Origin of the sequence: Saccharothrix carnea (genome assembly GCF_003014735.1) — a bacterium.
Classification (GTDB): domain Bacteria; phylum Actinomycetota; class Actinomycetes; order Mycobacteriales; family Pseudonocardiaceae; genus Actinosynnema; species Actinosynnema carneum.
In genome coordinates this window covers 124713-147904 of sequence record NZ_PYAX01000011.1, presented here as the reverse complement: position 1 = coordinate 147904, position 23192 = coordinate 124713, and the positions used below count along the sequence as shown (strand labels likewise).

Below are 23192 nucleotides of genomic sequence, written 5' to 3'. Positions count from 1 at the left end.
GCGGGTTGTACACAGTGTCCATGGCGTTGACGGTCGGGGAGCTGGCCCGCGAGGTCGGGCTGGCCGTGCGCGTGGACGCGGGGCTGGACCGGGCCGTCGCCTGGGTGCACAGCACCGAGCTGTCCGACCCGACGCCGTTCCTGGAGGGCGGTGAGCTGCTGCTGACCACCGGCATCGCGCTCGGACCGGCCGAGCGGTACGTGCGGCGGCTGGTGGCGGCGGGTGCGGTGGGGCTCGGGTTCGGCACCGGGCTGAGCCACGACCGAGTGCCCGACGACCTGGTCCGGGCCGCCCGGGACGCCGGGCTGGCGTTGCTGGAGGTCCCCAGGGCCACGCCGTTCATCGCGATCACCAAGGCGGTGTCGCGGGCCGTCGCGGCGGACGAGTACGCGGCGCTGGCCCGGGCGGGCACGGCGCAGCGGGCGCTGACCCGGGCCGCGGTCGGCGAGGGGCCGCCGGGCGTGCTGCGGCGGTTGGCCCGGCTCATCGACGGCGCGGCGGCGTTGCTCGACCCGCACGGCACGCCGGTGCACGTCGTCGGCGCGCTGCCCGACCTCGACCCGCACGTGCGGCGGCTGGCGTCGTCGGGCGGACCGGCCGGTGCGGCGTGGCAGGCGGGGGAGCGGCACGTCGCGATGCAGGTGCTCGGTCGGCGCGGCTACCTCGCCGTGGCGACCGCCGGGCCGTTGGACGCGGGCGTGGTCAACGCCGCCGCGTCGCTGCTCACCGTGGCGCTGGCCCGGTCGGACGAGGTCGACGCGGTGCGGCGGGAGCTGCGCGAGGCGCGGTTCCGGCTGGCGTTGGCGGGCGTGCCGGTGGACGGGGTGCCGGCGGGGCCGTTCCGGGTGTTCGTGCTGCGCGAGCCCGCCGAACCGGAGGGGTTCTGGGCCGAGGTGGACGGGCGGGTGGTCGTGCTGGGCCGTGAGGTGGACGTGCCCGCCGCCGCGTCCAGCCCGGTGGACGCCGGTGACGTCGCCCGCGGCTACCGGGAGGCGCTGCGGGCGTGGGAAGCGGGCGTGGCCACGTTCGAGGAGGTCGCCGGGTCCGGCCTGCTCGCGCCGGATGCGGCGGAGTTCGCCGCCACCCTGCTCGCGCCGCTGGACGACGTGCTGCGCGAGACGCTGCGGGTGTGGCTGGCGTGCCACGGCCAAGCCGACCCGGCCGCCACCCGGCTGGGCGTGCACCGGCACACCGTGCGCAACCGGCTCAAGCGGGTCGAGCAGCTGCTGGGCCGTTCGCTGGAACCCGCGGGCGTGCGCGCCGAACTCTGGCTGGCGCTGCACGCCGGACCGTAGGCTGGGCGCACACCGCCGCCGACCACTCCTTTCCGAGGGGGATCTCTTGGCGCGCTTCCGTCTCTTAGCCCACGCGGCCGGCATCGTGACCGTTACGGCCGCCCTGCTCACCGCCGTGTTCACCAGCCCCGCCAGCGCGTGCAGCTGCCTGCCCAGCACGGAGGGGGAGCGCTACCAGCGTGCGACCCACGTGTTCTCCGGGCTGGTGCTGAGCCAGGCGCTGGAGGCGGGCGACCCGTCCTCGCCCCACGACGACAAGTACCGCTACGCCGTCGCCGTCCACCGCGAGTACAAGGGCGACGTGCCCGCACGGGTCGACGTCGTCACGTCCACCAGCGGCGGGCTGTGCGGGATCAGCCTGCGCGTCGGCACCCAGTACCTGGTGTTCGCGAGCGGCGACTCGTCCGACGGCCGGGTGGAGACCCACCTGTGCAGCGGCACCCGGCTCGCCTCGGCCGGCCCACCGGTGACGACCGTGTCCTCCACGTCGACCACCACGCCCTGCGCCACCGCCTCGCCCTGACGGGTGTGCCGTGCGCCGGAGGTCCCTCGAACGGGTGGTCTTCGGCGCACGGTCGTCAGGTTCACCGGCAGCGGTCGTTACTCCAGCACAGGTTCGGCAACCCGAAGAAATCGGTGGTTTGTGACGGGAGTGCTACGGGTAGGTGGACGCGGAACGGCAAACGGGGTGGCTCGCCGTGGCGTGGGACCGGTAGCTTCCGGCGTCCGGGCCGACGTCGTCGACACAGCGGAGGTTCTACCGGATGTGGGACGGTGACCTGACCGGCGAGGTGGTCGACGGCAGGTACGCCCTGGGCAGCCTGTTCGGATCGGGTGGCATGGCCGAGGTGTACCGGGCGGTGGACACCCGCCTCGACCGTGACGTCGCGATCAAGTTCTTCCTGGGCCAGGCCTCCGGCGAGGACCGGATCCGGCTCGACCGCGAGGCCGAGGTGCTCGGCTCGCTGCGCTGCCCCGGCCTGGTCGAGGTGTACGGCACCGGCAGCTTCCGCGGCCGTCCGTACTTCGTGATGCAGCCCGTCGAGGGCGGCACGCTGCGGCGCCGGATGCGGGGCGCGATGTCGCCCGAGGTGGTGGCCGCGATCGGGTCGCAGATCGCCGGGGTGCTCGCCCACGTGCACGCCAACGACGTGGTGCACCGGGACGTGAAGCCGTCCAACATCCTGCTCGACACGGCCGGGCGGCGCGCCTACCTGGCCGACTTCGGCCTGGCGCTGCAGGCCCAGGTGACCCGGGTGACCAAGTCCGGGATCCTGGTCGGCACGGCGGGCTACCTCGCGCCCGAGCAGGTGCGCGGCGGTGACGTGCTGCCCGCCGCCGACGTCTACGCGCTGGGCCTGGTGCTGCTGGAGTGCCTGACCGGGCGGCCCGAATACCCGGGCGGCGACACGGAGGCGGCGCTGGCGCGGCTGCACCGGGAGCCGCGCATCCCGGCGAACCTGCCCGACCCGTGGACCGACGTGCTGACCGCGATGACCGCGACCGACCCGGCCAAGCGGCCGTCCGCGGCGGAGTGCGAGCGGTTGCTGGCGCGGGCCCAGCGGGCGAGCGCGGGCCTGTCGCCGCTGGTCGAGGTGGCCGTGGTGGACCGGCCCGAGGAGGTCGAGGAGCGCGAGCCGAAGTCCAAGGCGGTGTTGGTGGGTGCCGCTGCCGCCGCGGTGGTGTTGACGCTGGTGGGCTTCCTGCTGATGAGCGACCCGATCGTGCCCGCTCCCGGCGGGCGCACCGGTGGACCGACGACCACCGGTGCCGAGCCGGTCGCCGAGCAGGCGCCGGACACGGGCGTGGCGGTGTCGGGCGACCCGTCCACGGTGACCGTGGTGCAGGGCGCGCCGGAGTCGCAGCCGCCGGCCGGGAACGTCGGTGTCGAGCCCGATGACGAGACCTCGGCGGGTACGACGACCACGCCGCCCACCACCACGACCACCAAGGCACAGCGGGAGACCCCGATCCACGTGCCTCCGAACACGCCGACCGTGATCGTCCCGAACCTCGGTCCGCCCACCGTGACCGGGCCGCCGTCGAAGGATCGCGGCGGCTCGGCCAAGCGGGGTTGACCGGGTAGTCCGCCGGTCAGCGGGCGGTCAGCGGAGGGCGGGCAGGAGCTCGCCCTTGGCGAAGTCCAGGAACTCCGACTGGTGGTCGCCGCCGATCTGCACCAGGGCCAGGTCGGTGAAGCCGGCCTCGCGGAACTTCGCCACCGCCTCCACCACCGGGCCGACGTCCGGGCCGCACGGGATCTGCGCGGCCACGTCCTCCGGTCGCACGAACTGCGTCGCGCCCGCGAACCCGGCCGTGCCGGGCAGCTCCGCGTTGACCTTCCAGCCGCCGCCGAACCAGCGGAACTGCTCGTGCGCCCGCTCGATCGCCGCGTCGCGGTCGGTGTCCCAGCAGATCGGCAGCTGGCCGATCTTGCGCGACGGCCCGCCCTGGAAGACGTCCCACTCCTGGCTCAGCGACGCGTCCGGCTCGGTGGCCACCATCGCGTCGGCCAGGGGCGCGAACGTGCGCACCGACTGGCCGCCCGACACCGCGACCGCGATCGGCACGCGCTGCTCGGGCAGGTCCCACAGCTTCGCCGAGTCGACCCGGAAGTGCTGGCCCGAGTAGTTGACGTACCCGCCGTCGAACAGCTGGGAGATGATCTCCACGGCCTCGCGCAGCAGCTCGTGCCGGACGTTCACCGGCGGCCAGCCGCGGCCGACCACGTGCTCGTTGAGGTTCTCGCCCGCGCCGATGCCCAACGTGAACCGGTTGCCCGACAGCAGCTGCACGGTCGCCGCCTTCTGCGCCACGACCGCCGGGTGGTAGCGCACGGTCGGGCAGGTCACGTACGTCATCAGCTCGACCCGCTCGGTGGCCTGGGTGACCGCGCCGAGCACGCTCCAGGCGTACGGCGCGTGCCCCTGCTCGTCCAGCCACGGCGAGTAGTGGTCGCTCATGACCTCGAAGTCGAACCCCGCCTGCTCGGCCAGCCCGGCGTGCTCGACCAGCTCGCGCGGCCCGGCCTGCTCGGTCATCAGCGTGTACCCGATCCGCACGATTCCTCCTACGCCATCGGCAGGTCGGTGAGGTCCGCCCGCAACTCGTCGAGTTCTTCGTAGACTGCCGACGCACCGGCCTCGCGCAACTCGGCGTCGCCGAAACCACCCGTGCGAAGGCACACCGAGGGCAGCCCGGCCCGACGTGCGGCCTCGCAGTCCCACACCGAGTCGCCGATGACCACGGCCCGGCTGGCGCGGTCCACCCGGCGCAGCGCCACCTCGATCAGGTCGGGCGCGGGCTTGGTGTCCTCGACGTCGTCCGACGAGGTCGACGGGATGCCGGAGGCGTCGATCAGCTTCAGGTAGTGGTCCACGTGGTGGCGCTTGCCCGAGCTGGCCAGCACCACCGCGAAGTCCTGCTCCAGCGCCGCGGCGACGAGGCGGTGCGCGCCCTCCAGCGGCCTGATCTCGGCCAGCATCGGCTCGAACGCCACTTCCCACGCCTTGCGCAGCTCGTCACCGTGCTCGCGTTCGACGTGCTCGCCGGCGACGGCGGTGACGAGCTTGTCACCACCCATCCCGATGGACCGGTGCAGCCGCCAGGTCGGCACGGTGATGTCGAACCGGCGGAACGCGCGGAACCAGGCCACCGCGTGGTGGAAGTTGGTGTCCACCAGCGTCCCGTCGACGTCCAGGACGAGCGTGTTGGTCATGCGGCCTGGTTAGCCCGGCCGGCCGACCCGCAAACCGGCCGCCCCCGCGAACCGCGAGGTCGGCGCGGTGGGTGGCGTGGCCGGCTTGTCGGGCCGCGGTGCGCCGCCATGAGGTCGGCAAGCGGCAGGTGGGCGTGCACGGCGCCGTGCACGTGCGGTGATGGCGATCAGCCGCCGGTGGGCAGTGCGTCCAGGAACTCCTCGATCAGCCGGACCCACTCGGTGGGCGCCTCCACCGCGGGCGAGTGGCCGCTGTCCAGTTCGGCCCACCGGGCGCCGGGGATCAGGTCGGCCAGCTGCCGCGTGGTGCCGGGTGCGATCAACCGGTCGTGCTTGGCGCCGATCACCAGCGTCGGCACGGACAACGACGGCAGCTCGTCGCGCAGGTCGATCCGTTGGACCAGGTCGACCTGCTCGGGCGTGCCCGCCGGGATGGTGAGCGCGATCAGCTCCAGGAAGCCGTCGGTCTGCTCGGCGGTCATCCGGCGCAGGAACGGCTCGCCCAGCGCGATGGACAGCAGGAAGCGGGCCAGCTCGGCGCGGTCGCCGTCCACCAGCCGGCGCCACTGCCGCATCCGTTCCCTGGTTTCGTCGTCGATGCGGGCGAAACCGGCGGTGAGCACCAGCGCCGTCACCCGCTCCGGGTACCGCTGTGCCGCGCGCACGGCGACCGCGCAGCCCATCGAGTAGCCGACGACCGCGAACCGCTCCTCGCCCTCGGCGGTGGCCACCAGGCGGTCGGCGAGGTCGTCCAGGTCCAGGGGCCCGGTCGCGCGCGGGGTGGTCCCCGAGCCGGGGAAGTCCACCGCGTGCACCTTGCGCTTGCGCGACAGCCGCGGGATGAGCGGGCTGAAGTTCGCGCGGACCGTGCCACCGGCCCCGTGGGCGAGCAGAAGTGCGGGAGTCACGTGCCCGATTCTGCCGGTCCGGGCCGGTGCGCCGCCGCTGTTTGTGGGCGAAGGGTGATCGGCGACCAGCGCGAACCCGCCGATCGGGACCGGTGCGTGGGCAAGCACACAGCGCGTGCCGCCCCGACCGCGGGGTCAGCCGACGTAGACGCGGATCGACGTGCCGTCCTCGTGCGCGTGCACCCGGACCAGGTCGCACAGCAGGTTCACCAGCATCACGCCGTACCCGCCGTGGGTGCTCACGCCCGGGTTCCGCCTGCCCACCATGGGGTTCGCGAGCCGGCCCGCGTCACGCACCTCGCACACCACCGCGCCGCCCTCGCGCCACAGCACCAGCGTGCCGAAGCCGCCGCCGTGCACCACGCTGTTGGTGGTCAGCTCGTTGACCGCGAGCACCAGGTCCTCCACCTGGTCGGTGCTCAGGCCCGTGTCCGTGGCGAACGCGGCGACCAGCCGGCGGGTGGTGGCCAGGCCGTCCAGGTCGAACCGGCGGACCACCGCGTCCGGCGGGGGCGCGGGCAGCGGCCGGTTGAACTCCTCGGCGACCAGGAACGGCTCGCGGTAGCCGACGCTCTGCCTGCGCTGCTGCCCCTCGACCACCACCGGGTGCGTGGTCTCCGCGTCGCGCACCGCCGCCGGCGTGAGGTTCGCCGTGTCGTACGGGCACAGGATCCAGGCGGCGCGGTCCTCGAACGCGGTGTTGATCAGCGCCTCGTGCTGAACGCAGGCCGGGTACTCCAACTCGGTGCGCTCCGGCCAGATCGGCTCGCCGACGATCCGCACCCGGCCGGTGGTGGAGGCGTTGTCGGTGAACGCGGCCAGCACGCCCGGGATGATCCGGCCCGGGTTGCGCCCGGCGCGTCTGAGGTCCAGGAACTCGACCTGCTCGGCCTGCCCGCCCAACGCGCGGCGCACCAGGTCGATCCCGCGCTGCGGCACGGCCACCAGCACCGGCTCACCGGCGGCGAGACCGTCGCGCACGAACGGCACTGTGCCCGCGAGGAACTGCTCGTCGTCGCGGTAGAACAGCGCCTCGTGCACGAAGTCGACCACCTTGGGGAACCTCCGAAACGGTCGCTGGCGGGGCGGTCTGCCCGTCCAGTATCGCGCCCGAACGCCGTTACGGGAGCGGTCTGCGCAGGCAAACGCGTGTCGCCGGGTCCAGGCCGCGCGCGGTTTCGGCCGCCACCACGGCCGCCAGACCCGGCGAGAGGTCCGTGAGCTCACCGAACCCGAGCCGTCGATAATAGGGTCCGTTCCACGGGATGTCGCGGAAGGTCGTCAAGGTCAACGCGTCCAGCCCGCGCGCCGCGGCCCAGCTCCCCACGTGGTCGAGCAGCGCCGCCCCGATGCCGCGCCGGGCGTGGTCGGGGTGCACGCAGAGCTGCTCCACGTGCGCCGCGCCGTCCACCACCTCGACCGCGACCCAGGCCACCGGGTGCGGGTCGGCGGCCACCCAGACGTGCAGGTGGGTGAGGGTGCTCAGCGGCATCGGGTCGTCGTCGGCGATCTCCGGCATGCCGAAGTCGCGGAACTGCTCACCGGAGGCCCGTTCGATCGGGGGCAGCAGCGGCAGTTCGTCCGGTCGGGCGGGGCGGAGGTCCACCGGGGCATGGTCAGCCGGCGGTGAGGTTCCGCTCAACCTCGTTCGCGAGGGCTTCGAGCATGCGGGACGGCAACTGGTCGTCGGGGCAGTCGTCCACCCGCAGCTCCGCGACGCTGCCCGCGACACCGGCCAGCGAGACCCGCAGCTCGCCGCGGCAGCCGTGCCCGGCCAGGGGGTCCCAGGTCAGGAGCAGCTGGTCGTAGTCGGCGGCCAGGCTGACCTGGTGCGGTGCGTCGTGGGCGCGCAGGATCAGCACGTCGTCCGAGCGGCCGACGACCTGGTAGGGGTCGGGCAGCCAGGTGGCCAGGCGGGCGGGGTCGGCGGCGGCGGCGAAGACCAGGTCGGGGAGGGCGGGGACGTCTCGTCTCGCGTGGATGGTCACGGCGTCACGGTTACCCCGTTCGAGCAAGCGCACACTGGGTAACCAGCGGTCATGACGGCAGCACAGGAACCAGTGGGCGACCCGGTCGACCCGGACGAGATCGCCGAGGAAGCACCGATCGACCCGACACCGCAGGAAGTCGACGAGTACCTGACCTTGATCGGGGACGAGCAGCCGGAGCCGGCGGAGAAGGGGCACGAGGTACCGGAGATCCCGGAGTTCTGAGCCGGCCGGCCCTCACCAGCGGCCCCACCGGCAGCTCGAACCCGGCGGCCCGAACCCGGGGGCCCGGTCGGCGGCCTGGACCTGCGGCCCCGAACCCGGTGGCCTGACCGGCGGCCCGAACCGGGCGGCATCGACCGGCAGCCGGGGGCGACAGCCCGAACCGGCGGTTCGGTGAGCTGCGGGTCTTCCAGCGGTCACGAGCGGGGGTTGCCCGAGCCGGGTTCGGTCATGCCGCGCATCGCCCGGGCCTTCACCGGGTCCGGCAGGACGCGGCCGGCGGCTGCCTGTGCCTTGTTGCGCAGCGAACCGGCCACCACGTGGTCGTCGCCGTCCATCAGCGCCTTGAACCCGGCCCGCGCGACGTCCGCCGGGTCGTCCTTCGGCCCGGTCGCCACCTTCGTGTCCGTCATGCCCGCCCGGCGGAAGAAGTCGGTGTCCGTCGGGCCGGGCATCAGCGCCGTCACGGTCACCCCGCTGTCGCGCAGCTCCTCCCGCAACGCCTGGGAGAACGACGCCAGGAACGCCTTCGACGCCGCGTACACCGAGTGGAACGGCCCGGGCGCGGTCGCCGCCACCGACGAGGTGAACAGCACCCGGCCCGCACCGCGTTCCACCATGGCGGGCACCAGCCGCTTCGCCAGGTGCACCGCCGACGAGATGTTGAGGTCCACCACCCGCAGGTGGGTGCGCAGGTCGCTGTCGTCCACGAAGTCGCCGCCGACACCGACACCGGCGTTGACCGCCAACGCGTCCACCGGCCGCCCCACGTCCTCGACCACGGCGACCAGGTCCTCGTTGCCCTCGAACGTGGCCAGGTCCGCCCGCACCGGGTCGACCCGCGCCCCACCGGCGGCCAACTCCCGCGCCACGTCGTGCACCGCGTCGTTCTCCGCCGCCACGACCAGGTCGAACCCGTGCTCGACGAACACCTTCGCCAGCTCGAGCCCGATCCCGCTGGACGCGCCGGTCACCACCGCCAACGGCCTCTCCGAAGCACTCATGGTCGTCAACTACCCGGAGTCGGATCACCCAATCCGGTTTCACCCGATGCGTTTTTGGGCACTCCCCCCTGTACCTCTGACACGCGAACGGTGGTGACGTATGTCCAGACGGCCTGCTCAGGTCGGTGTTCTCGACGTCGGCTGCTTCAGCGCCCACCTCGTCGTCGTCTCCGGTTCACCACTGCACCCGGTCGTCTCGCACAAGACCCGCCTCCGGCTCGACCAAGCCCTCGCCCGTGACAACCGACTGCGCCCCGAAGGCGTGGAACAGGTTGTGACCGCCGTCCGCATCGCCCGCCGCGTCGCCGAGCGCGCCGGCGTCTCCACCTTCGTGCCGTTCGCCACGTCCATCATCCGCGACGCGCCTAACGCCGACCAGGTGATCGCCGAGGTCTTCCGCCTCACCGGCACCCGGCTGCGCGTGCTGCCCGGCCGGGAGGAGGCCCGCCTGTCCTACCTGGCCGCGCGGCACTGGTTCGGCTGGCACGTCGGCCCGCTGCTGGTGCTCGACGTCGGCGGCGGCACGGTGGAGCTCGCCGCCGGTGAGGACGTGGAGCCGTCGTTGACGCGTTCGCTGCCGTTCGGCGCGCGCACGATGAGCCGGCAGCTCGGGTTGAACCGGACCGTGCGGCGGGAACACCGCGGCCTGGCGCGTGAGCAGGTGCTGGTGCACGACCGGGTGGTGGCCGCGCTGGAGGGCACGTCGGTCGAAGGTCACCGGGCAGTCGGGTGCTCGAAGGTGTTCCAGCAGTTGGCGCGGCTGGCCGGGGCGCGACCGCAGCACGAGGGGCCGTTCGTGCCGCGCACCCTGCGCTTGGCCGACTTGCGCAGCTGGATACCCCGGCTGGCCCGGCTGCCCGCGCCCCGGCGCGCCCGGCTGCCCGGCATCTCCCGGCACCGGGCGGAGCAGTCGTTGGCGGGAGCGCTGGTGGTGGAGGCGTTGATGGTGGCCACCGGGTCCGACGAGGTGGAGATATGCCCTTGGTCGACCAGGGAAGGGTTGCTGCTGTCCCTGATCGGGACGGGCGATGACGACGAGTGCTATCGGGTGGCGTGAAGGGATCGGGATGCTGGCGCTGTCGGTCGAGGCCCACCGGACGGGGTGCGCGGTGGTCGTGGCGACCGGGGAGTTGGACCTGGCGGGTGCGCGCCGGGTGCTGGACCGGATGGACCGGCTGGTCAGCGAGGGACGTGACCGGATCGTGCTCGACATGTCCGGGGTCGCGTTCTGCGGCGCGCAGGCGATGAGCGCGTTGGTGCGGACCAGGGCGCGGGCGCAGCGGGCGGGTGGTTGGCTGCGGCTGGCCGCCGTGCCGCCGCACGTGCGGCGGGTGTTCGAGCGCACCGACCTGGACCGGCTGTTCCCGCGCTACCCGGACGTCGCGTCGGCGGCGACCGGGCGGGCGGTGGCGAGCGGGGAGGAGCGCGGCGCGGCGGCGGGCGGTGGGGCGCGGGCGGTTTCGGGCGTCACGGTGTCGCGTGACGGCCGTGTGGCGGCTGCCGGTCGTGGTGGGCGGGTCGTGTCGCGCGGAGGGCGCCCGGCGGCTGCCGGTGACGCCGGTCGTGCCGGCTCGGGTCGCGACGGGCGGGCGGTTCCGGTTGATGACGGGCGGGTTGGGTCCGGGGAGGACGGGCACGGTGGGGGTGGGTGGTGAGCCCGCTCCGGTGACCGGGAGGTGACGGTCGTTTCGAGTGGTGATCGCGGGGTAGTCGAGCGGGAGCCACCGTCACAGCGAGGTGATCAGCGATGAATGCGACCACGCGGTTGCCGCACCCGGTCCGCGGTGCGGCCGTGGGGGTCGCGGTCGTGTTCCTGGTGGTGGGCGTGCTCGGGTTCGTGCCCGGGATCACCGCCCACCTCGACCGGATCACGTTCGCCGGTCCGGAGTCCGGCGCGCACCTGATCGGCGTGTTCCACGTGTCCGTCTTGCACAACCTGGTGCACCTGCTGTTCGGCGCGGTGGGCCTGGTGATGGCCCGGACGGCGGCCGCGCGGGCGTTCCTCGTCGGCGGAGGCGCGGTGTACCTGCTGCTCTGGCTGTACGGGCTGATCGTGGACAAGGCGAGCGCGGCGAACTTCGTGCCGGTCAACGACGCCGACGACTGGCTGCACCTGGGTCTCGGCCTCGGCATGATCGGGCTCGGCCTCGCGCTCAAGGGCAACCCGAATGCCCGCAGTGCCTGACCTCGTCGAGCCCGCCTTCCGCGCGCTGGCCGGCGTGCGGGACGCCAAGGCGTTCCACCCGCGCGGACGGTGGTTCGAGGGCACGGTGACCGCGACGTTCGACCCCGGGCTGCCGCTGCCGGTCGGCGTGGTGGAGGTGTCCGGTCGGCTGTCCAAGGGCGTGGGCACCCCGGGCGGGCTGCCCGACGTGCTCGGCTTGGCGTTCCGGCTGCCGGGACCGTGGGACGTGCTGCTGTCGACCTGCTTCGCCCGCGTGCTGCCCCGACCCGCGCGGACGTGGACGAGCGCCCGGTACGGCACCATCACCCCGTTCCGCCGGCACGACCGGCTGGTGTGGCTGGCCGCCGTGCCCGACCCGGCCCGGCTCCGCTCGGCGGCGTTGGCCGACCTGCCCGCCGAACTGGGGTTCCGGCTGGAGATCGGCCCACCGTGGCGGCCGATCGGCAGGCTCGTGGCCCGTCCGCTGGACGTCGACCGCGACCTGCCCGCGCTCGACCCGGTGCTGAACCGGCCGCCCGGCCTCGACCTGGCACCCGACTTCCTGGCCCGTGCCCGCGAGAGGGCCTATCGGGGTAGTCGACGCGGCCGATCGCCCGATCCGGTGACTGCTCCGGACGCATGACCGGACTGTGCGCCGGGTAGTCGAAGGCCATGGCGAGTTCGTCGGAGTCCGGAGTACACCGCCCCGCTGGTTCGCGTAGACCTACGTACCGCTATCCGGATTGTTAGACGTCCGTCGTCGCCGGAGGGTGGGTTCACGTGGCCGCCTGCCCGCACCAACACATCCCTGCCGGGCGGCCGGGTGGAACGGAGAACGACCGATGCGACACGATCGCTCGACCCGGCGACGGGTCGTCACCGCCTGCCTGACGACGGCAACCCTGCTGGCGGTCGGCGCGGGCTACGGCTACGCCGCCGGAGGGCAACCGGAGGGCGACGTCGTGGGCGCCGGCCGGCCGGGCGCGGTGCCGGACAGCTACATCGTCGTGCTGCGGGCGGATTCGGTCAGCCTGGAGCAGACGCCCGCCGCCGCCGAGGCGTTGGTAGGCCGGTACGGCGGCGAGGTGAAGCTGGCCTACACCGCCGCCCTGCGCGGCTTCGCGGCCACCATGAACGCGACGCAGGCGCGCCGGCTGGCCGCCGATCCGACCGTGGAGTACGTCGAGCAGGACGGCGAGGCGCACGCCACCGGCACCCAGGAGAACCCGACCTGGGGCCTGGACCGGGTGGACCAGAAGACGCTGCCGCTGGACAAGAAGTACAAGTACCACAACACCGCCGAGGGCGTGACCGCGTACGTGGTCGACACCGGCATCCAGAAGGAGCACCCCGACTTCGGCGGCCGGGCCGGCGACGGCTACGACTTCATCGACGACGACGCGGTGGCGCAGGACTGCCACGGCCACGGCACGCACGTCGCGGGCACCATCGGCTCGACCACGTACGGCGTGGCCAAGGCCGTGAAGCTGGTCGGCGTGCGGGTGCTCGACTGCCAGGGTTCCGGCGCGTGGTCGCAGGTCATCGGCGGCCTGGACTGGGTCGCGAAGAACGCGGCCAAGCCCGCGGTGGCCAACATGAGCCTCGGCGGCACGGCCAGCACGTCGGTGGACGAGGCGGTCAAGAAGGTGGTCGCGGCCGGTGTCACGGTCGCCGTGGCGTCCGGCAACGACAACCGCGACGCGTGCAACGTCTCGCCGGCCCGCGCCCCCGAGGCGATCACCGTCAACGCGTCCGACAGCTCCGACAAGCGGGCGACGTTCTCCAACATCGGCCGCTGCACCGACATCTTCGCCCCCGGCGCGAACATCACCTCCACCTGGAACAACGGCGGCGAGCGCACGATCAACGGCACGTCGATGGCGGCACCGCACGTGGCGGGCGCGGCGGCGCTGTACCTGGGCGCCAACCCCGCCGACGCCGCCGCCACCCCGGCGGACGTGGCCAAGGCGCTGATCGACAACGCCACCGCGCACGTGGTCAAGAACCCGGGTACCGGCTCGCCGAACAAGTTGCTGTACACGGGGTTCATCGGCGGCAACCCGAGGCCACCCGTCTGTCCCGGTGGTTCCAACGCCGACGACGTGGCCATCCCGGACGCCGGTGACGCGGTCACCTCCGACATCGTCGTGTCCGAGTGCGACGGCACCGGCATCGCGCAGACCTCGGTGAAGGTCGACATCGTGCACCCGTACACGGCCGACCTGGCGGTGGACCTGATCGGCCCGAGCGGCGCGGTGTTCCCGCTGCGGGCGTCCGGTGGCGAGAACTCCGCGGACGGCATCCACGAGACGTTCAAGGTGGACACGTCCAAGGAGAACAAGAACGGCACGTGGAAGCTGCGGGTGAAGGACGTCTACACGTACGACACCGGGACCATCGACGCCTGGTCGATCGCGTTCTGACCCACCACCGAGACCAACCGGCCGCGAGGGTGCAGGCGGGCGGTGACCGGAATCCGGTCGCCGCCCGCCTGCTCGCGCGTGCGGTCGCGGAGGGCGGTGGCGGGTCGCGGAAGGACTCGGCGGAGGCGGCTGCCGCTCGTGTCCGGCTCGGGGGAGGTGGCTGCTCGCGGGTGCGGCTCATCGGCGGCGGTTAGAGAGTTGTTAGAGGCCTCGGCTTGGCTTGTCCCCCGGTCCCACAGGGAAGGGGCCGCGACCGAGGGAGGCAGTCGTGGAGAACACCAAGAAGAAGGTCAGCGTCAAGATCCGCAAGCTGGAGAAGCTCGAGACCACCGTCGTCCGCAACGACGGCTGAGCAGCGCGCGGGACCGGGCCGGTCGCGCACCGCGGCCGGCCCGGTCGTCCCGCCGGAGAATCGAGGTGACACATGCTCCGACCGCGGATCAAGAACGTGCACAGGCCGTTCGCCCTGCCGGGCAACCGGATCGTCATCGGGCTGATGCAGCACGGCATCGCCTCCGAGATCGAGGACGACGAGGACCGCACGCTGGAGCGGATCCTGGTGCTGATGGACGGCACCCGTGACGTCGACGCCATCTGCGCCGACGTCGCCCGGACCCATCCCGGGGTCGACCCGGACAGCGTGCGGGAGGTCGTCGACGACCTGACCGCGAACGGGTTCGTGGAGGACGCGGGCGCACCGACGCCGGTGTCCGCGCGGGAGGCCGACCGGTACGCCTCGCCGCGCCACTACTTCGCCTGGATCGACAGCACGCCGCGCAGCTCGCCCTACGAGATCCAGGCCAGGCTCAAGCACGCCTCGGTGGCGTTGCTCGGGCTCGGCGGCACGGGGTCGGCGGTCGCGTCCGGGCTGGTCGCGAGCGGGGTCGGGCACCTGCACTGCGCCGACTTCGACACCGTCGAGGAGTCGAACCTGTGCCGCCAGCTGCTCTACGACGAGGCGGACGTCGGCGCGCCCAAGGTGGACCGCGCGGTGGCCCGGCTGCGGGCGATGAACTCGCTGGTCGAGGTCACCGGGGAGGAGCGCAGGGTCACCGGCGCGGACGACGTGGCAGAGCTGATGGCGGGCCGGGACGCGTTCGTGCTGTGCGCCGACCAACCGCAGCCGGACATCATGCGCTGGACCAACGAGGCCGCGCTGCGCACCGGCACGCCGTGGTTCGTGTCCCTCTACACCGGACCGATGGCGGTCGTCGGCGGGTACGTGCCGGGGGAGACGGGCTGCTGGGAGTGCCTGTTCCGGTGGATGAACACGCAGGAGCACGTGTCGGACAGCCGGGTGCTGTTCCAGGGCGACCGCGCCAACGCGGTGATCGCGGCGAGCGCGAGCGTCAGCGGCCACCTGTGCGCGCTGGAGGTGATCTACCACCTCGGCGGGCTGCCGACGCAGGTGCGCGGGCGGGTGCTGCACTGGAACTTCGCCGACTGGGGCCACCACTACTTCATCGACGTGCCGCACGACGCCGACTGCCCGAGCTGCGGCCATGGCTGAGCCGTCGACCGACGTGGCGATCGGGCCGTCCAGCGTGCTGCGGCTGCACCGGCTCGCCGTGCGCGACAGCGACGACGACCCGGACGAGGTGGTGGTCGGCCGGGCCGAGACGGGCGCATTCGTCGAGCTGCCCCGGATCGGCGCGATCGCGATCTCCCTGCTGGACACCGGATCGACCGTGGGCGAGGTGGAGGAGCGGATCGCCCGCGAGCACGACGTGGAGCTGGACGTCGTGGAGTTCGCCGAGGCACTGGTCGAGCTGGAGTTCGTGTCCGGTGTGGACGGTCGGTCCCTGTCGGGTGGCGCACAGCGCCGCGAGCACCTGCCGTGGTTGCGCGAACGGCACGTGCGGTGGCTGTTCGGCCGCACGGCGAACGTCGTCTGGCTCGGCGTGCTGCTGGCGGCGGCGGTCACGTGGTGGCAGCGCCCGGACCTGGTGCCGTCGGCGTCGGACTTCTACTGGACGCCGTACGTCGGGCTCGCCGTGCTGGTGAACACGGCGTTGTTCTCGGTGAGCGCGACCGTGCACGAGCTGATGCACCTGGCGGCGGCCCGGTCCTACGGCGCGCCGGCCCGGATCGGCTTCTCCACCCGGCTGCACTACCTGGTGGTGCAGACCGACGTGACCGCGATCTGGGCGGTGCCGCGGCGGGCGCGGTTGCGGGTGTACCTGGCCGGGATGAAGTGGGACGCCTTCCTGGTCACCGGGTGCGTTCTGGTGGTGGCGCACGCCGGGCTGCCGGTGGGCGTGGACCGGGTCCTCGCGGCGCTCGCGCTGGTGGTGTTGCTGAGCATGGCCGTCCAGGTGCAGGTCTACATGCGCACCGACCTGTACTACGTGCTGATGGAGTGGTTGCGGGGCCGCAACGTGTTCCAGGACGCGCTGGCGTACCTGCGCCACCTGGTGCGGCGCGGCCCGGACCCGACCGCCGACCTGCCCGCGCGGGAACGGCGTGCGGTGCGGGTGTACGCGGTGGCGATGGCGGTCGGCAGCGCGATCTCGCTGTCGGTCTTCGCCCTGTACGGCCTGCCGATCGTCATCACGGGGGTCGTGGGCGCGTTCACCGGTCTGCTCGGCGGCATCGGCGACCCGTGGCGGGTGGTGGACAGCGCGCTGGTCATCGCCGTGGAGTGCGTGCTGCAGACGGCCTTCCTGATCGCTTTCCACCGTGGCCACCGGCACTGGTTCACCCGTCGACGCGGGTGAACCGGTCCGGTTCGCGAGGGGGGAGGGCCCGCCGGACCGACCACCGGTCCGGCGGGCTCCGTCGCCCCACAACGGCCGCTTTCGGCCGATTCCGCGCTGGTCCGGCTGCGGTATACCGAAGCCGTGCGATTCGGGGTGCTCGGGCCGGTGACGGCGTGGAGCGGGGGAGACGCCGTGCCGGTCGGCGGCGCGCGGGAGCGGTACGTGCTGGCCGCGTTGCTGCTCAACGCCGACCGGGTGACACCGGCGGAACGGCTGATCGGCGAGCTGTGGTCGCAGCCGCCGCGCTCGGCCCGCGCGCAGCTGCACAACCTGGTCAGCAGGTTGCGCGCGCGGCTGGGCGACGGCGTGATCGTCACCAGGCCCACCGGCTACCAGCTCTCCACGCGGGGCGCCGAGGTGGACCTGGTGGAGTTCCGGGAGTCGGCCGAGCGGGGCAGGCGGGCGGCGGAGGCCGGTGACCACGCGGTGGCGGAGGAGGCGTTCGGGGCGGCGCTGGCGGTGTGGCGCGGGCCGGCACTGGCCGACGTGGACGACGAGCGGGCCGGGCCGATCCGGGCGGCGCTGCACGAGGAACGGCTGGCCGCCCAGGAGGGCAGGCTGGCGGCACGGCTCGCGCTGGAGCGGTACGACGAGGTGCTGGCCGATGTGGCGCCGCTGATCGACGAGCACCCGTACCGGGAGCGGCTCTACGAGACGCGGATGGTCGCGCTGGCCGCCGTGGGGCGGCAGGCCGACGCGCTGGAGGTGTACCGGCAGGCGTACCGGAAGCTGGACGACGATCTCGGCGTGCGGCCCGGAGCGGCGTTGCGGGAACTGGAACAACGGGTCCTGCGAGGCGAACCGCTCGTGCCGCAGCGGTCCGCGCCGGCCGTGGTGCCGCGCCAGCTGCCACCCGAGATGGCGGTGCTGACCGGGCGCGGCAAGGTGCACGCCGAGGTGGCGGCGGCGCTGCGGGCCGACCACGGTCCGGGGCTCGCGGTGCTCGTCGGACCGGGTGGCGTCGGCAAGACCGCGTTGGCCGTGGCGGTGGCGCACCAGGTGGCCGTGCGGTTCCCGGACGGCCAGCTGTTCGCCACCCTGCGCGGCTCGCACCGCGACCAGGCCGATCCGCACGTCGTGGTCGGCCGGTTTTTGCGGGCGCTCGGCGTGGACGGCGCGGCGGTGCCCGAGGACCCGGAGGAACGGGTCGCGCTGTACCGCAGCGTGCTCGCCGAACGCGCGGTGCTGGTGGTGCTGGACGACGCCGCGGGCGAGGCCCAGGTGCGCCCGCTGCTGCCGGGCGGCTCGTCGTGCGCGACCGTGATCACGTCACGCCACCAGTTCGGCGCGTTGGTCGGCGTGGCGCGGTGGACGTTGCCCGCGCTGCACGCCGAGGACTCGCTGGAGCTGCTGTCGCGGGTCGCGGGCGCGGAGCGGGTCGCCGCCGAACCGGAGGCGGCGAACGCGATCGTCGCGCTGTGCGGCAACCTGCCGCTGGCCGTGTGCGTCGCCGCCGGGCGGCTCGCCGTGCACCCGGACTGGCCGGTCGCCCGGCTGTGGGACCGGCTGGCCGAGGAGCGGCGGCGGCTGGACGAGCTGTCGTTGGGCGACCTGGACGTGCGGGCCGTCATCGCGACCAGCTACGGGCTGCTCGACCCGCCCGCCCGGTTGCTGCTGCGCCGGCTCGGCCTGGCCGCGACGTCCGAGTGGCCCGCGTGGGTGGCGGGTGCGCTCGTCGGCGGTGACGAGCCGGTGGACCGGTTGTTGGAGACGTTGGCCGACGTGCACCTGGTCGAGGTGCTCGGCCGCGACCGGGTGGGGCAGGAGCGGTTCCGGCTGCACGACCTGGTGTACGAGTTCGTCGCCGAACGGGTCGCCGAGGAGGAGCCGCCGCAGGAGCGCGAGGCGGCGCTCCGGCGGGTGCTGTCCGGCTGGCTCGGCCGGGCCGGGGTGGCGGACGAACGGGTCGGGCACGGCCTGCAGAACGTGGTCGGGCTCGACCTGCCGCTCGCGCCGGACGAAGTGGCCGGGCCGATCGCCGCCGCGCCGCGGGAGTGGTTCGAAGTCGAGCTGACCACGCTCATCGCGTGCGTCGAGCAGGCGTGCCGGCACGGCCTGGCCGAGCTCGCGGGCGGGCTGGCGCTGCGCCTGACCGGGTTCCTCGCCCTGCGCACCTACGACGTGGAGCGGGAACGGGTCCTGCGTGCCGCCGCCGAGGTCACCAGGGCGCACGGCGTGGACCGGCAGTCGGTCCGGCTGCTGCTGGGCCTGTTCGGGCTGGCGGCCCAGCGGTCGCGGTTCGGGGAACTGCCCGCGTTGGCCGCCGAGGGCCTCGCCCTGGCGCGCAAGCTCGGCGACCGGGCCGGGACTGTGGGCGCGCTGGGCAACGCCGGGTGGGCGGCGCAGAGCCTGGGACGGCTCGCCGAGGCCGCGCGGTGGTTCGAGGAGGGCGTCGAGGCGTGTGACGAGTCCGTTCCGCCGCCGTTGGCCCGGTGGCTGACGTTGTCGCTGGCCCGCACGTGGCACGAGGCGGGGTTCTCCGCGCGGGCCGTGCCGGTGGTCGAACGGCTGCTGGCCGACTGGCCGGCGGACGAGAGCGACCGGACCAAGGCGCTGCTGCTCGTGCTGGGCGCCGACGTGCTGCTGGCGGTGGGCCGGGTCGACGCGGCCGAGCGGTTGCTGACCGAGGCGGCGGCGCTCCTGGCCGGTCTCGACGACGAGCTCGGGTCGGCCCGCGTCGGGCACGACCTGGCCAGGGTGTGGCTGCACCGGGGCGAGTGGGACCGGGCCGCCGAGCGGCTGGACCGCGTGCTGCGGGTGCACGAGGAGCTGGGCGTGCGCGACGAGACCGCCCGGACCCTCGCCACGATGGGTGAGCTGGAACTCGGCCGCGGCGGGCAGGCGGCCGAGGTGCTGCGCCGGTCGTCGGCGCTCTGGCGGGAGGTGGGCGCGCGGCTCGACGTGGCGCGGACGTTGGCTCGCCTGGCGATCGCCGACCCGGGTGGTGCCCAGGCGTACCGGCGGGAGTGCGACGCGATCCTGGCCGAGCTGGGGCTGGACGACCGCGCGCTGCGGCTGCCGCCGTTCCTGTGAGCCCCGGCCGGGTTGTTACGCCAGCGGGCGGCGTCCGGCGAACCCCAGGTCCGTGCGGTGGTACCAGTCGAGGCCCTGGTCGCCTTCGAGCCAGCACAGCAGCACCGGCACGCCGTCGAAGTCGGACGGGAAGTCGACCAGCAGCGGCGCGAAGCCCTTCAGCTCGGCGCCCGTCGCCTGCACGGTGGTCATGAGGTCGTCCAGCCTGGCCTGCGCCGCCTTCAGCTCGGGCAGCCCGCCGAGGTCGGTGGGTCCGCCGCCGTTGAGGGAGGCGGCCAGCTCGGCGGCGTCGGCCCGGACCTCGATGATCTCGGTGAGCACCGGCATGAGCTTGGCCAGCTCTTCTCGCGCCTCGGGCACGCTGAACACGGTCACCCCTGGTCCGCCGTGGTTGCCGTACCCGGACAGGTTACCCGTCGCGGGCACGGCGACTCGGCGTGCGCCACTCGGTGTCCGCCGCGACGAGTCGGGGCCGCCCCGGCGGCGAGGCGGCCCCGACGTCACGTCAGCGCAGCGGCGGTGAGGCCAGCTTCGCCAGCTCCAGCGCCTGCTCGGGCCACCAGCGGCCGGCGGCCGGGCCGCCCTGGCACTCGCCGTCGGACTCACCGGGGCGCTTGACCCACAGGAACGCGTCCACCAGCGGGATGCCGGTGTTCGCCGTGGGCCGCTCGCCCAGGCCGCGGCCCGGCGGGTTGCACCAGTCGGTCTCGCCCTCGCCGGGCGTGTAGTGGCCGAGGCCGTTGCGGCTGGTGTCCAGCACGAAGTGGGTCATCTTCGGCCGGTGCACCGGCATCGCGTCCAGCTCCTCGTTGGCCGGGCAGCTCGTCGCACCCCGCTCCGTGCGCAGGTAGATGCACTTCGACACACGGGTGCCGTACTGGACCAGGTCCTCGGTGAACCGGTAGTTCGAGGTGTTGAGCGCGAACCCGTCCGCCCGGGTGACACCGCCCTGGAGCAGGCGGTTGACGATGCCCAGCTGCTGACGCGGCTCGCCGTAGCCCGCGTCGTAGTCGTTGAGGGCCTGCCACGCCGAGTGACCCGCGTCGAGGTAGACGCGGGTGTGCTTGCCGCGCTTGAGCGCGTCCACGGCGTGGTTGATCTCGCGGAACCGCTGGGGCACCAGCTCGGAGTCGGGGCCGATCGTGCACCACGGCTCGCTGGTCAGCAGGGCCAGGCCGTCCGGCTCGACCACCACGACGGCCTTCTCGTCACCGATGCCCTCGGCGAAGGCGTCGATCCAGTCCTTGTACTCCTGCTCGCTGCGCGCGCCGCCCGCGGACCACTGCGAGCAGTCCCGGTAGGGCACGAAGTACGCCACGAGCACCGGCACCTGGTCCTTCGCCCGTGCCGCGCGCACGACGTTGCGCACGTTCTCGCGCACCTGGTCGGCGCCCGCCGTGGTGAACCAGATGGCGGTCGGCTGGGCGGCCATGCCCTCCATCAGCTCGGCGTCCGCCACCCGGCCCTCGGCACGCCACTGCTCGGCCTGCCGGGCCGCGTTGCTGTCGGGTTCGACGTAGAAGGACGTGCCCTTGGGCAGGTGCGGTGGTCCCGAGGCCGTCACCGTTCCCTCCGCTCCGGCGCCACTGACGCCGATCAACGCGCACACCGCGGTCGCCGCCAGGGTCAGCCCGACGCGCCGTCCTCTCGGTCCGTTCCTCACTCGACTGCTCCTCACGGAACGCTGTCTGGGAGCGCTCCCATTCGGCCGTCAGCATGCGTGTTCATGAGCTGCATCACAACCCCCGGTCACGCGTGAGGGCACTGTTTTGAAACCTGGTCGTTACCTGCCACCTGGACGAGTGCTTGTGGTCGTTCGAGTTGTGGGCCCGCCGCCGCGCGGTCTACCTGTGGAGACGTGATCACGACCATTGCGGCCGCGATCGGCGCGTTGGCTCTGGACTTGTTCTTCAACTGGCTGTTGAAGCGGCGCCGTAGAACTCGGGAGTCTGGGCGAACATCGACGCGCCTCCTTGGACGAACTTGGCCGCGGTCCCGGCGTTGGTGGCGTTGCCGGTGAACTGGTCGGTGGCGAACCGCAGGTACGGTGCGGCGTCCGAGCCGGTGCCCGCGACGGCGGAGACGACGCCTGCGGCGTCACCGATCGTCTTGCCCCAGTTCTCCTCCTCCTCTGCGGGTCCCTCGGGCGGCACGAACGGTGGTGGTAGTGGGCCGTGGCCCGCCAAGGAGGCGAGGTAGGCGTTGAGCCAGGCCGCGATCTCGGTGACGAACCGGTCCTGCGTGGACGCCGCCACGGCGGGGTCCAGCTGCGCCGCCTTGGCGTACAAGGGGATGTTGGCGTTGATGACGTCCACAATGGTCTGCTTGGCCGACGTGACGTCGGTCGCGAACGCGGCGGCGAGCGTCTGCAGCGCGCGCATCCGCGTGCCCACTTCACCGGCGGCCGTGCCGAGTGCGGTCATCCGGCCGTGGAACGCCTGGCCCGGCGGGTCGGCCCACGCGGCGCCGATCGGGCCGAGGTCGAGGCGGCTCAGCGGCTCCGTGTGCCCGGCCGCCTCGCCCCACTCGGCGGCCAGCAGCCGCACCACGTCCTCGTCCGTGTCCGGCCACTCGACGAGCGCGTTGACGGGCGGCCAGGCGCAGGCGTCGGCCATCAGGTCGTGCGCGCTCGGGCACCGGCCGGCCGGCCGCCATCAGCGCACAGGCCGGCCGTCGTCGTCAGCAGCAGTGCTCGCCGCGCCAGGCCTCGCGGCCTTCCCGGACTGCGACGGCGGCGATGACGAGCGCCGCGAGCGGGTCGGCCCACCACCAGCCGAGAGTGCTGTTGAGGAGCAGGCCGGCCAGCAGCACGGCGGACAGGTACGTGCACAGGAGCGTCTGCTTGGAGTCGGCAACGGCGCTGGCCGAGCCGAGTTCACGGCCCGCTGCGCGCTGCGCCCGGGACAGCACGGGCATCACGACCAGCGACACGGCGGCGAGCACGATGCCGGTGGTGGAGTGGTCGGCGGCCTGTGCGCCGAGCAGTGCGCGGACCGATTCGACTGTCACGTAGAGCGCGAGTGCGAAGAACGACAGCGCGATCACGCGCAACGTGACCCGTTCCCGCGCCTCGTGGTCCTTGGCCGAGAACTGCCAGGCGACCGCGGTCGCGGAAGCGACTTCGACCACCGAGTCCAGCCCGAAGCCGATCAGCGCGGTGGAGGACGCGATGGTCCCGGCGGCGATCGCGATCACCGCCTCGACCACGTTGTAGGCGATCGTCGCGGCGACCAGCAGGCGGACCCGCCGGGTGAGCACGCTGCGACGGTCGAGAGTCAGGACCGGCTTGCTCTCGGTGGTGCAGCAGCCGTCCGCGCACGTCGACGCCGTTTCGCCCGTCATAGCGCGCCCACCGGGATCTCGTCGTCCACGCAGTCCGGTGTCGGGTCGACCGCGAGGACCACGTCGAGCAGTTCGCCGATCGCCCTGGCCAGGTGCGGGTCGGCGATGTCGTAGCGCACCTGCCTGCCCTCGTAGGTGGCCACCACGAGCCCGCAGCCGCGCAGGCACGACAGGTGGTTGGACGCGTTCGACCTGGTCAGCCCCAACTGCTCAGCCAGCTGCGCCGGGTAGCCGGGGCCGTCGAGCAACGCGACCAGGAGGCGGCACCGGGTCGGGTCGGCGAGTGCCCGACCGAGCCGGGCGAGTGCGGTCTCGCGGGTTTCACACGTCAGCACC

At 73.4% G+C, this 23192-nt stretch carries 24 protein-coding genes; 12 read left to right on the top strand and 12 right to left on the bottom strand.

Annotation, left to right across the window (positions count from 1 at the left end):
• Positions 1-20 precede the first annotated feature (20 nt).
• From B0I31_RS29475 to B0I31_RS29465, 3 genes are all read left to right on the top strand, one after another.
• Positions 21-1295 carry a PucR family transcriptional regulator gene (locus B0I31_RS29475; RefSeq protein WP_106618721.1) on the top strand — a complete coding sequence of 425 codons (1275 nt, stop codon included), beginning with the start codon at positions 21-23 and terminating at the stop codon, positions 1293-1295.
• Positions 1296-1380: 85 nt separating this feature from the next.
• Positions 1381-1818 carry a hypothetical protein gene (locus B0I31_RS29470; protein WP_245950534.1) on the top strand — a complete coding sequence of 146 codons (438 nt, stop codon included), beginning with the start codon at positions 1381-1383 and terminating at the stop codon, positions 1816-1818.
• 241 nt (positions 1819-2059) lie between these two features.
• On the top strand, positions 2060-3373 hold the full coding sequence (locus B0I31_RS29465; protein ID WP_106618648.1) for a serine/threonine-protein kinase: 1314 nt from the start codon (positions 2060-2062) through the stop codon (positions 3371-3373).
• Positions 3374-3400: 27 nt separating this feature from the next.
• On the opposite strand, the gene B0I31_RS29460 is transcribed toward B0I31_RS29465, so the two are convergent.
• From B0I31_RS29460 to B0I31_RS29435, 6 genes are all read right to left on the bottom strand, one after another.
• Positions 3401-4357, bottom strand: a complete 957-nt coding sequence (locus B0I31_RS29460; RefSeq protein ID WP_106618647.1) for an LLM class F420-dependent oxidoreductase — start codon at positions 4355-4357, stop codon at positions 3401-3403.
• A gap of 8 nt (positions 4358-4365) precedes the next feature.
• Positions 4366-5013 carry an HAD family hydrolase gene (locus B0I31_RS29455; protein ID WP_106618646.1) on the bottom strand — a complete coding sequence of 216 codons (648 nt, stop codon included), beginning with the start codon at positions 5011-5013 and terminating at the stop codon, positions 4366-4368.
• Between the two features lie 167 nt (positions 5014-5180).
• Positions 5181-5921 (bottom strand): alpha/beta fold hydrolase, encoded by a 741-nt coding sequence (locus B0I31_RS29450; RefSeq protein WP_245950533.1) that lies wholly within the window; start codon positions 5919-5921, stop codon positions 5181-5183.
• Positions 5922-6056: 135 nt separating this feature from the next.
• Positions 6057-6974: a sensor histidine kinase gene (locus B0I31_RS29445; RefSeq protein ID WP_106618645.1), complete on the bottom strand. Its 918-nt coding sequence runs from the start codon at positions 6972-6974 to the stop codon at positions 6057-6059.
• Between the two features lie 67 nt (positions 6975-7041).
• Entirely contained in the window at positions 7042-7527 is a 486-nt protein-coding gene (locus B0I31_RS29440) for a GNAT family N-acetyltransferase (protein ID WP_106618644.1), read from the bottom strand.
• 10 nt (positions 7528-7537) lie between these two features.
• Positions 7538-7909, bottom strand: coding sequence for a hypothetical protein (locus B0I31_RS29435; RefSeq protein ID WP_146173984.1), 372 nt, complete (start codon positions 7907-7909; stop codon positions 7538-7540).
• Between the two features lie 51 nt (positions 7910-7960).
• On the opposite strand from B0I31_RS29435, the gene B0I31_RS40850 reads away from it, so the two are divergent.
• Complete coding sequence (locus B0I31_RS40850) at positions 7961-8134, top strand: hypothetical protein (protein WP_181320515.1); 174 nt, start codon at positions 7961-7963, stop codon at positions 8132-8134.
• A gap of 194 nt (positions 8135-8328) precedes the next feature.
• On the opposite strand, the gene B0I31_RS29430 is transcribed toward B0I31_RS40850, so the two are convergent.
• The gene (locus B0I31_RS29430) at positions 8329-9135 is read right to left on the bottom strand and encodes an SDR family NAD(P)-dependent oxidoreductase (RefSeq protein WP_106618642.1); all 807 of its coding nucleotides are present in this window, start codon (positions 9133-9135) and stop codon (positions 8329-8331) included.
• A 100-nt stretch (positions 9136-9235) separates the two neighbouring features.
• Here B0I31_RS29430 and B0I31_RS29425 point away from each other — a divergent pair, with 100 nt between their 5' ends.
• The 8 genes from B0I31_RS29425 to B0I31_RS29390 all read left to right on the top strand — a co-directional run bounded on the left by B0I31_RS29425 (position 9236) and on the right by B0I31_RS29390 (position 19514).
• Complete coding sequence (locus B0I31_RS29425) at positions 9236-10192, top strand: Ppx/GppA phosphatase family protein (protein ID WP_106618641.1); 957 nt, start codon at positions 9236-9238, stop codon at positions 10190-10192.
• A complete protein-coding gene (locus B0I31_RS42070) occupies positions 10164-10790 on the top strand; it encodes an STAS domain-containing protein (RefSeq protein ID WP_245950532.1) in 627 nt (208 codons plus the stop codon). The genes B0I31_RS29425 and B0I31_RS42070 overlap by 29 nt, the downstream gene beginning before the upstream one ends.
• A gap of 92 nt (positions 10791-10882) precedes the next feature.
• On the top strand, positions 10883-11320 hold the full coding sequence (locus tag B0I31_RS29415) for a DUF4383 domain-containing protein (RefSeq protein WP_106618640.1): 438 nt from the start codon (positions 10883-10885) through the stop codon (positions 11318-11320).
• Positions 11304-11942: a hypothetical protein gene (locus B0I31_RS29410; protein WP_106618639.1), complete on the top strand. Its 639-nt coding sequence runs from the start codon at positions 11304-11306 to the stop codon at positions 11940-11942. The genes B0I31_RS29415 and B0I31_RS29410 overlap by 17 nt, the downstream gene beginning before the upstream one ends.
• A 199-nt stretch (positions 11943-12141) precedes the next feature.
• Positions 12142-13722: a S8 family peptidase gene (locus tag B0I31_RS29405; RefSeq protein WP_106618638.1), complete on the top strand. Its 1581-nt coding sequence runs from the start codon at positions 12142-12144 to the stop codon at positions 13720-13722.
• A 424-nt stretch (positions 13723-14146) separates the two neighbouring features.
• Positions 14147-15232, top strand: a complete 1086-nt coding sequence (locus tag B0I31_RS29400; RefSeq protein ID WP_106618637.1) for a HesA/MoeB/ThiF family protein — start codon at positions 14147-14149, stop codon at positions 15230-15232.
• Complete coding sequence (locus B0I31_RS29395; RefSeq protein WP_106618636.1) at positions 15225-16439, top strand: PqqD family protein; 1215 nt, start codon at positions 15225-15227, stop codon at positions 16437-16439. Before B0I31_RS29400 ends, B0I31_RS29395 begins: the two co-directional genes overlap by 8 nt.
• Before the next feature lie 123 nt (positions 16440-16562).
• Complete coding sequence (locus B0I31_RS29390) at positions 16563-19514, top strand: AfsR/SARP family transcriptional regulator (protein WP_106618635.1); 2952 nt, start codon at positions 16563-16565, stop codon at positions 19512-19514.
• Positions 19515-19529: 15 nt separating this feature from the next.
• Here the strand turns inward: B0I31_RS29390 and B0I31_RS29385 are convergent, their stop codons facing one another.
• The 5 genes from B0I31_RS29385 to cmtR form a co-directional block, all read right to left on the bottom strand.
• The gene (locus tag B0I31_RS29385) at positions 19530-19940 is read right to left on the bottom strand and encodes a DUF2203 domain-containing protein (protein ID WP_425444413.1); all 411 of its coding nucleotides are present in this window, start codon (positions 19938-19940) and stop codon (positions 19530-19532) included.
• A 79-nt stretch (positions 19941-20019) separates the two neighbouring features.
• The gene (locus tag B0I31_RS29380; protein ID WP_106618633.1) at positions 20020-21177 is read right to left on the bottom strand and encodes a glycoside hydrolase family 6 protein; all 1158 of its coding nucleotides are present in this window, start codon (positions 21175-21177) and stop codon (positions 20020-20022) included.
• A 247-nt stretch (positions 21178-21424) separates the two neighbouring features.
• Positions 21425-22129 (bottom strand): WXG100-like domain-containing protein, encoded by a 705-nt coding sequence (locus B0I31_RS29375; RefSeq protein WP_106618632.1) that lies wholly within the window; start codon positions 22127-22129, stop codon positions 21425-21427.
• Positions 22130-22193: 64 nt separating this feature from the next.
• Complete coding sequence (locus tag B0I31_RS29370) at positions 22194-22856, bottom strand: cation efflux transmembrane domain-containing protein (RefSeq protein WP_106618631.1); 663 nt, start codon at positions 22854-22856, stop codon at positions 22194-22196.
• Entirely contained in the window at positions 22853-23191 is a 339-nt protein-coding gene (cmtR, locus tag B0I31_RS29365; protein ID WP_106618630.1) for a Cd(II)/Pb(II)-sensing metalloregulatory transcriptional regulator CmtR, read from the bottom strand. The genes B0I31_RS29370 and cmtR overlap by 4 nt, the downstream gene beginning before the upstream one ends.
• Between the last annotated feature and the right edge of the window lies 1 nt (position 23192).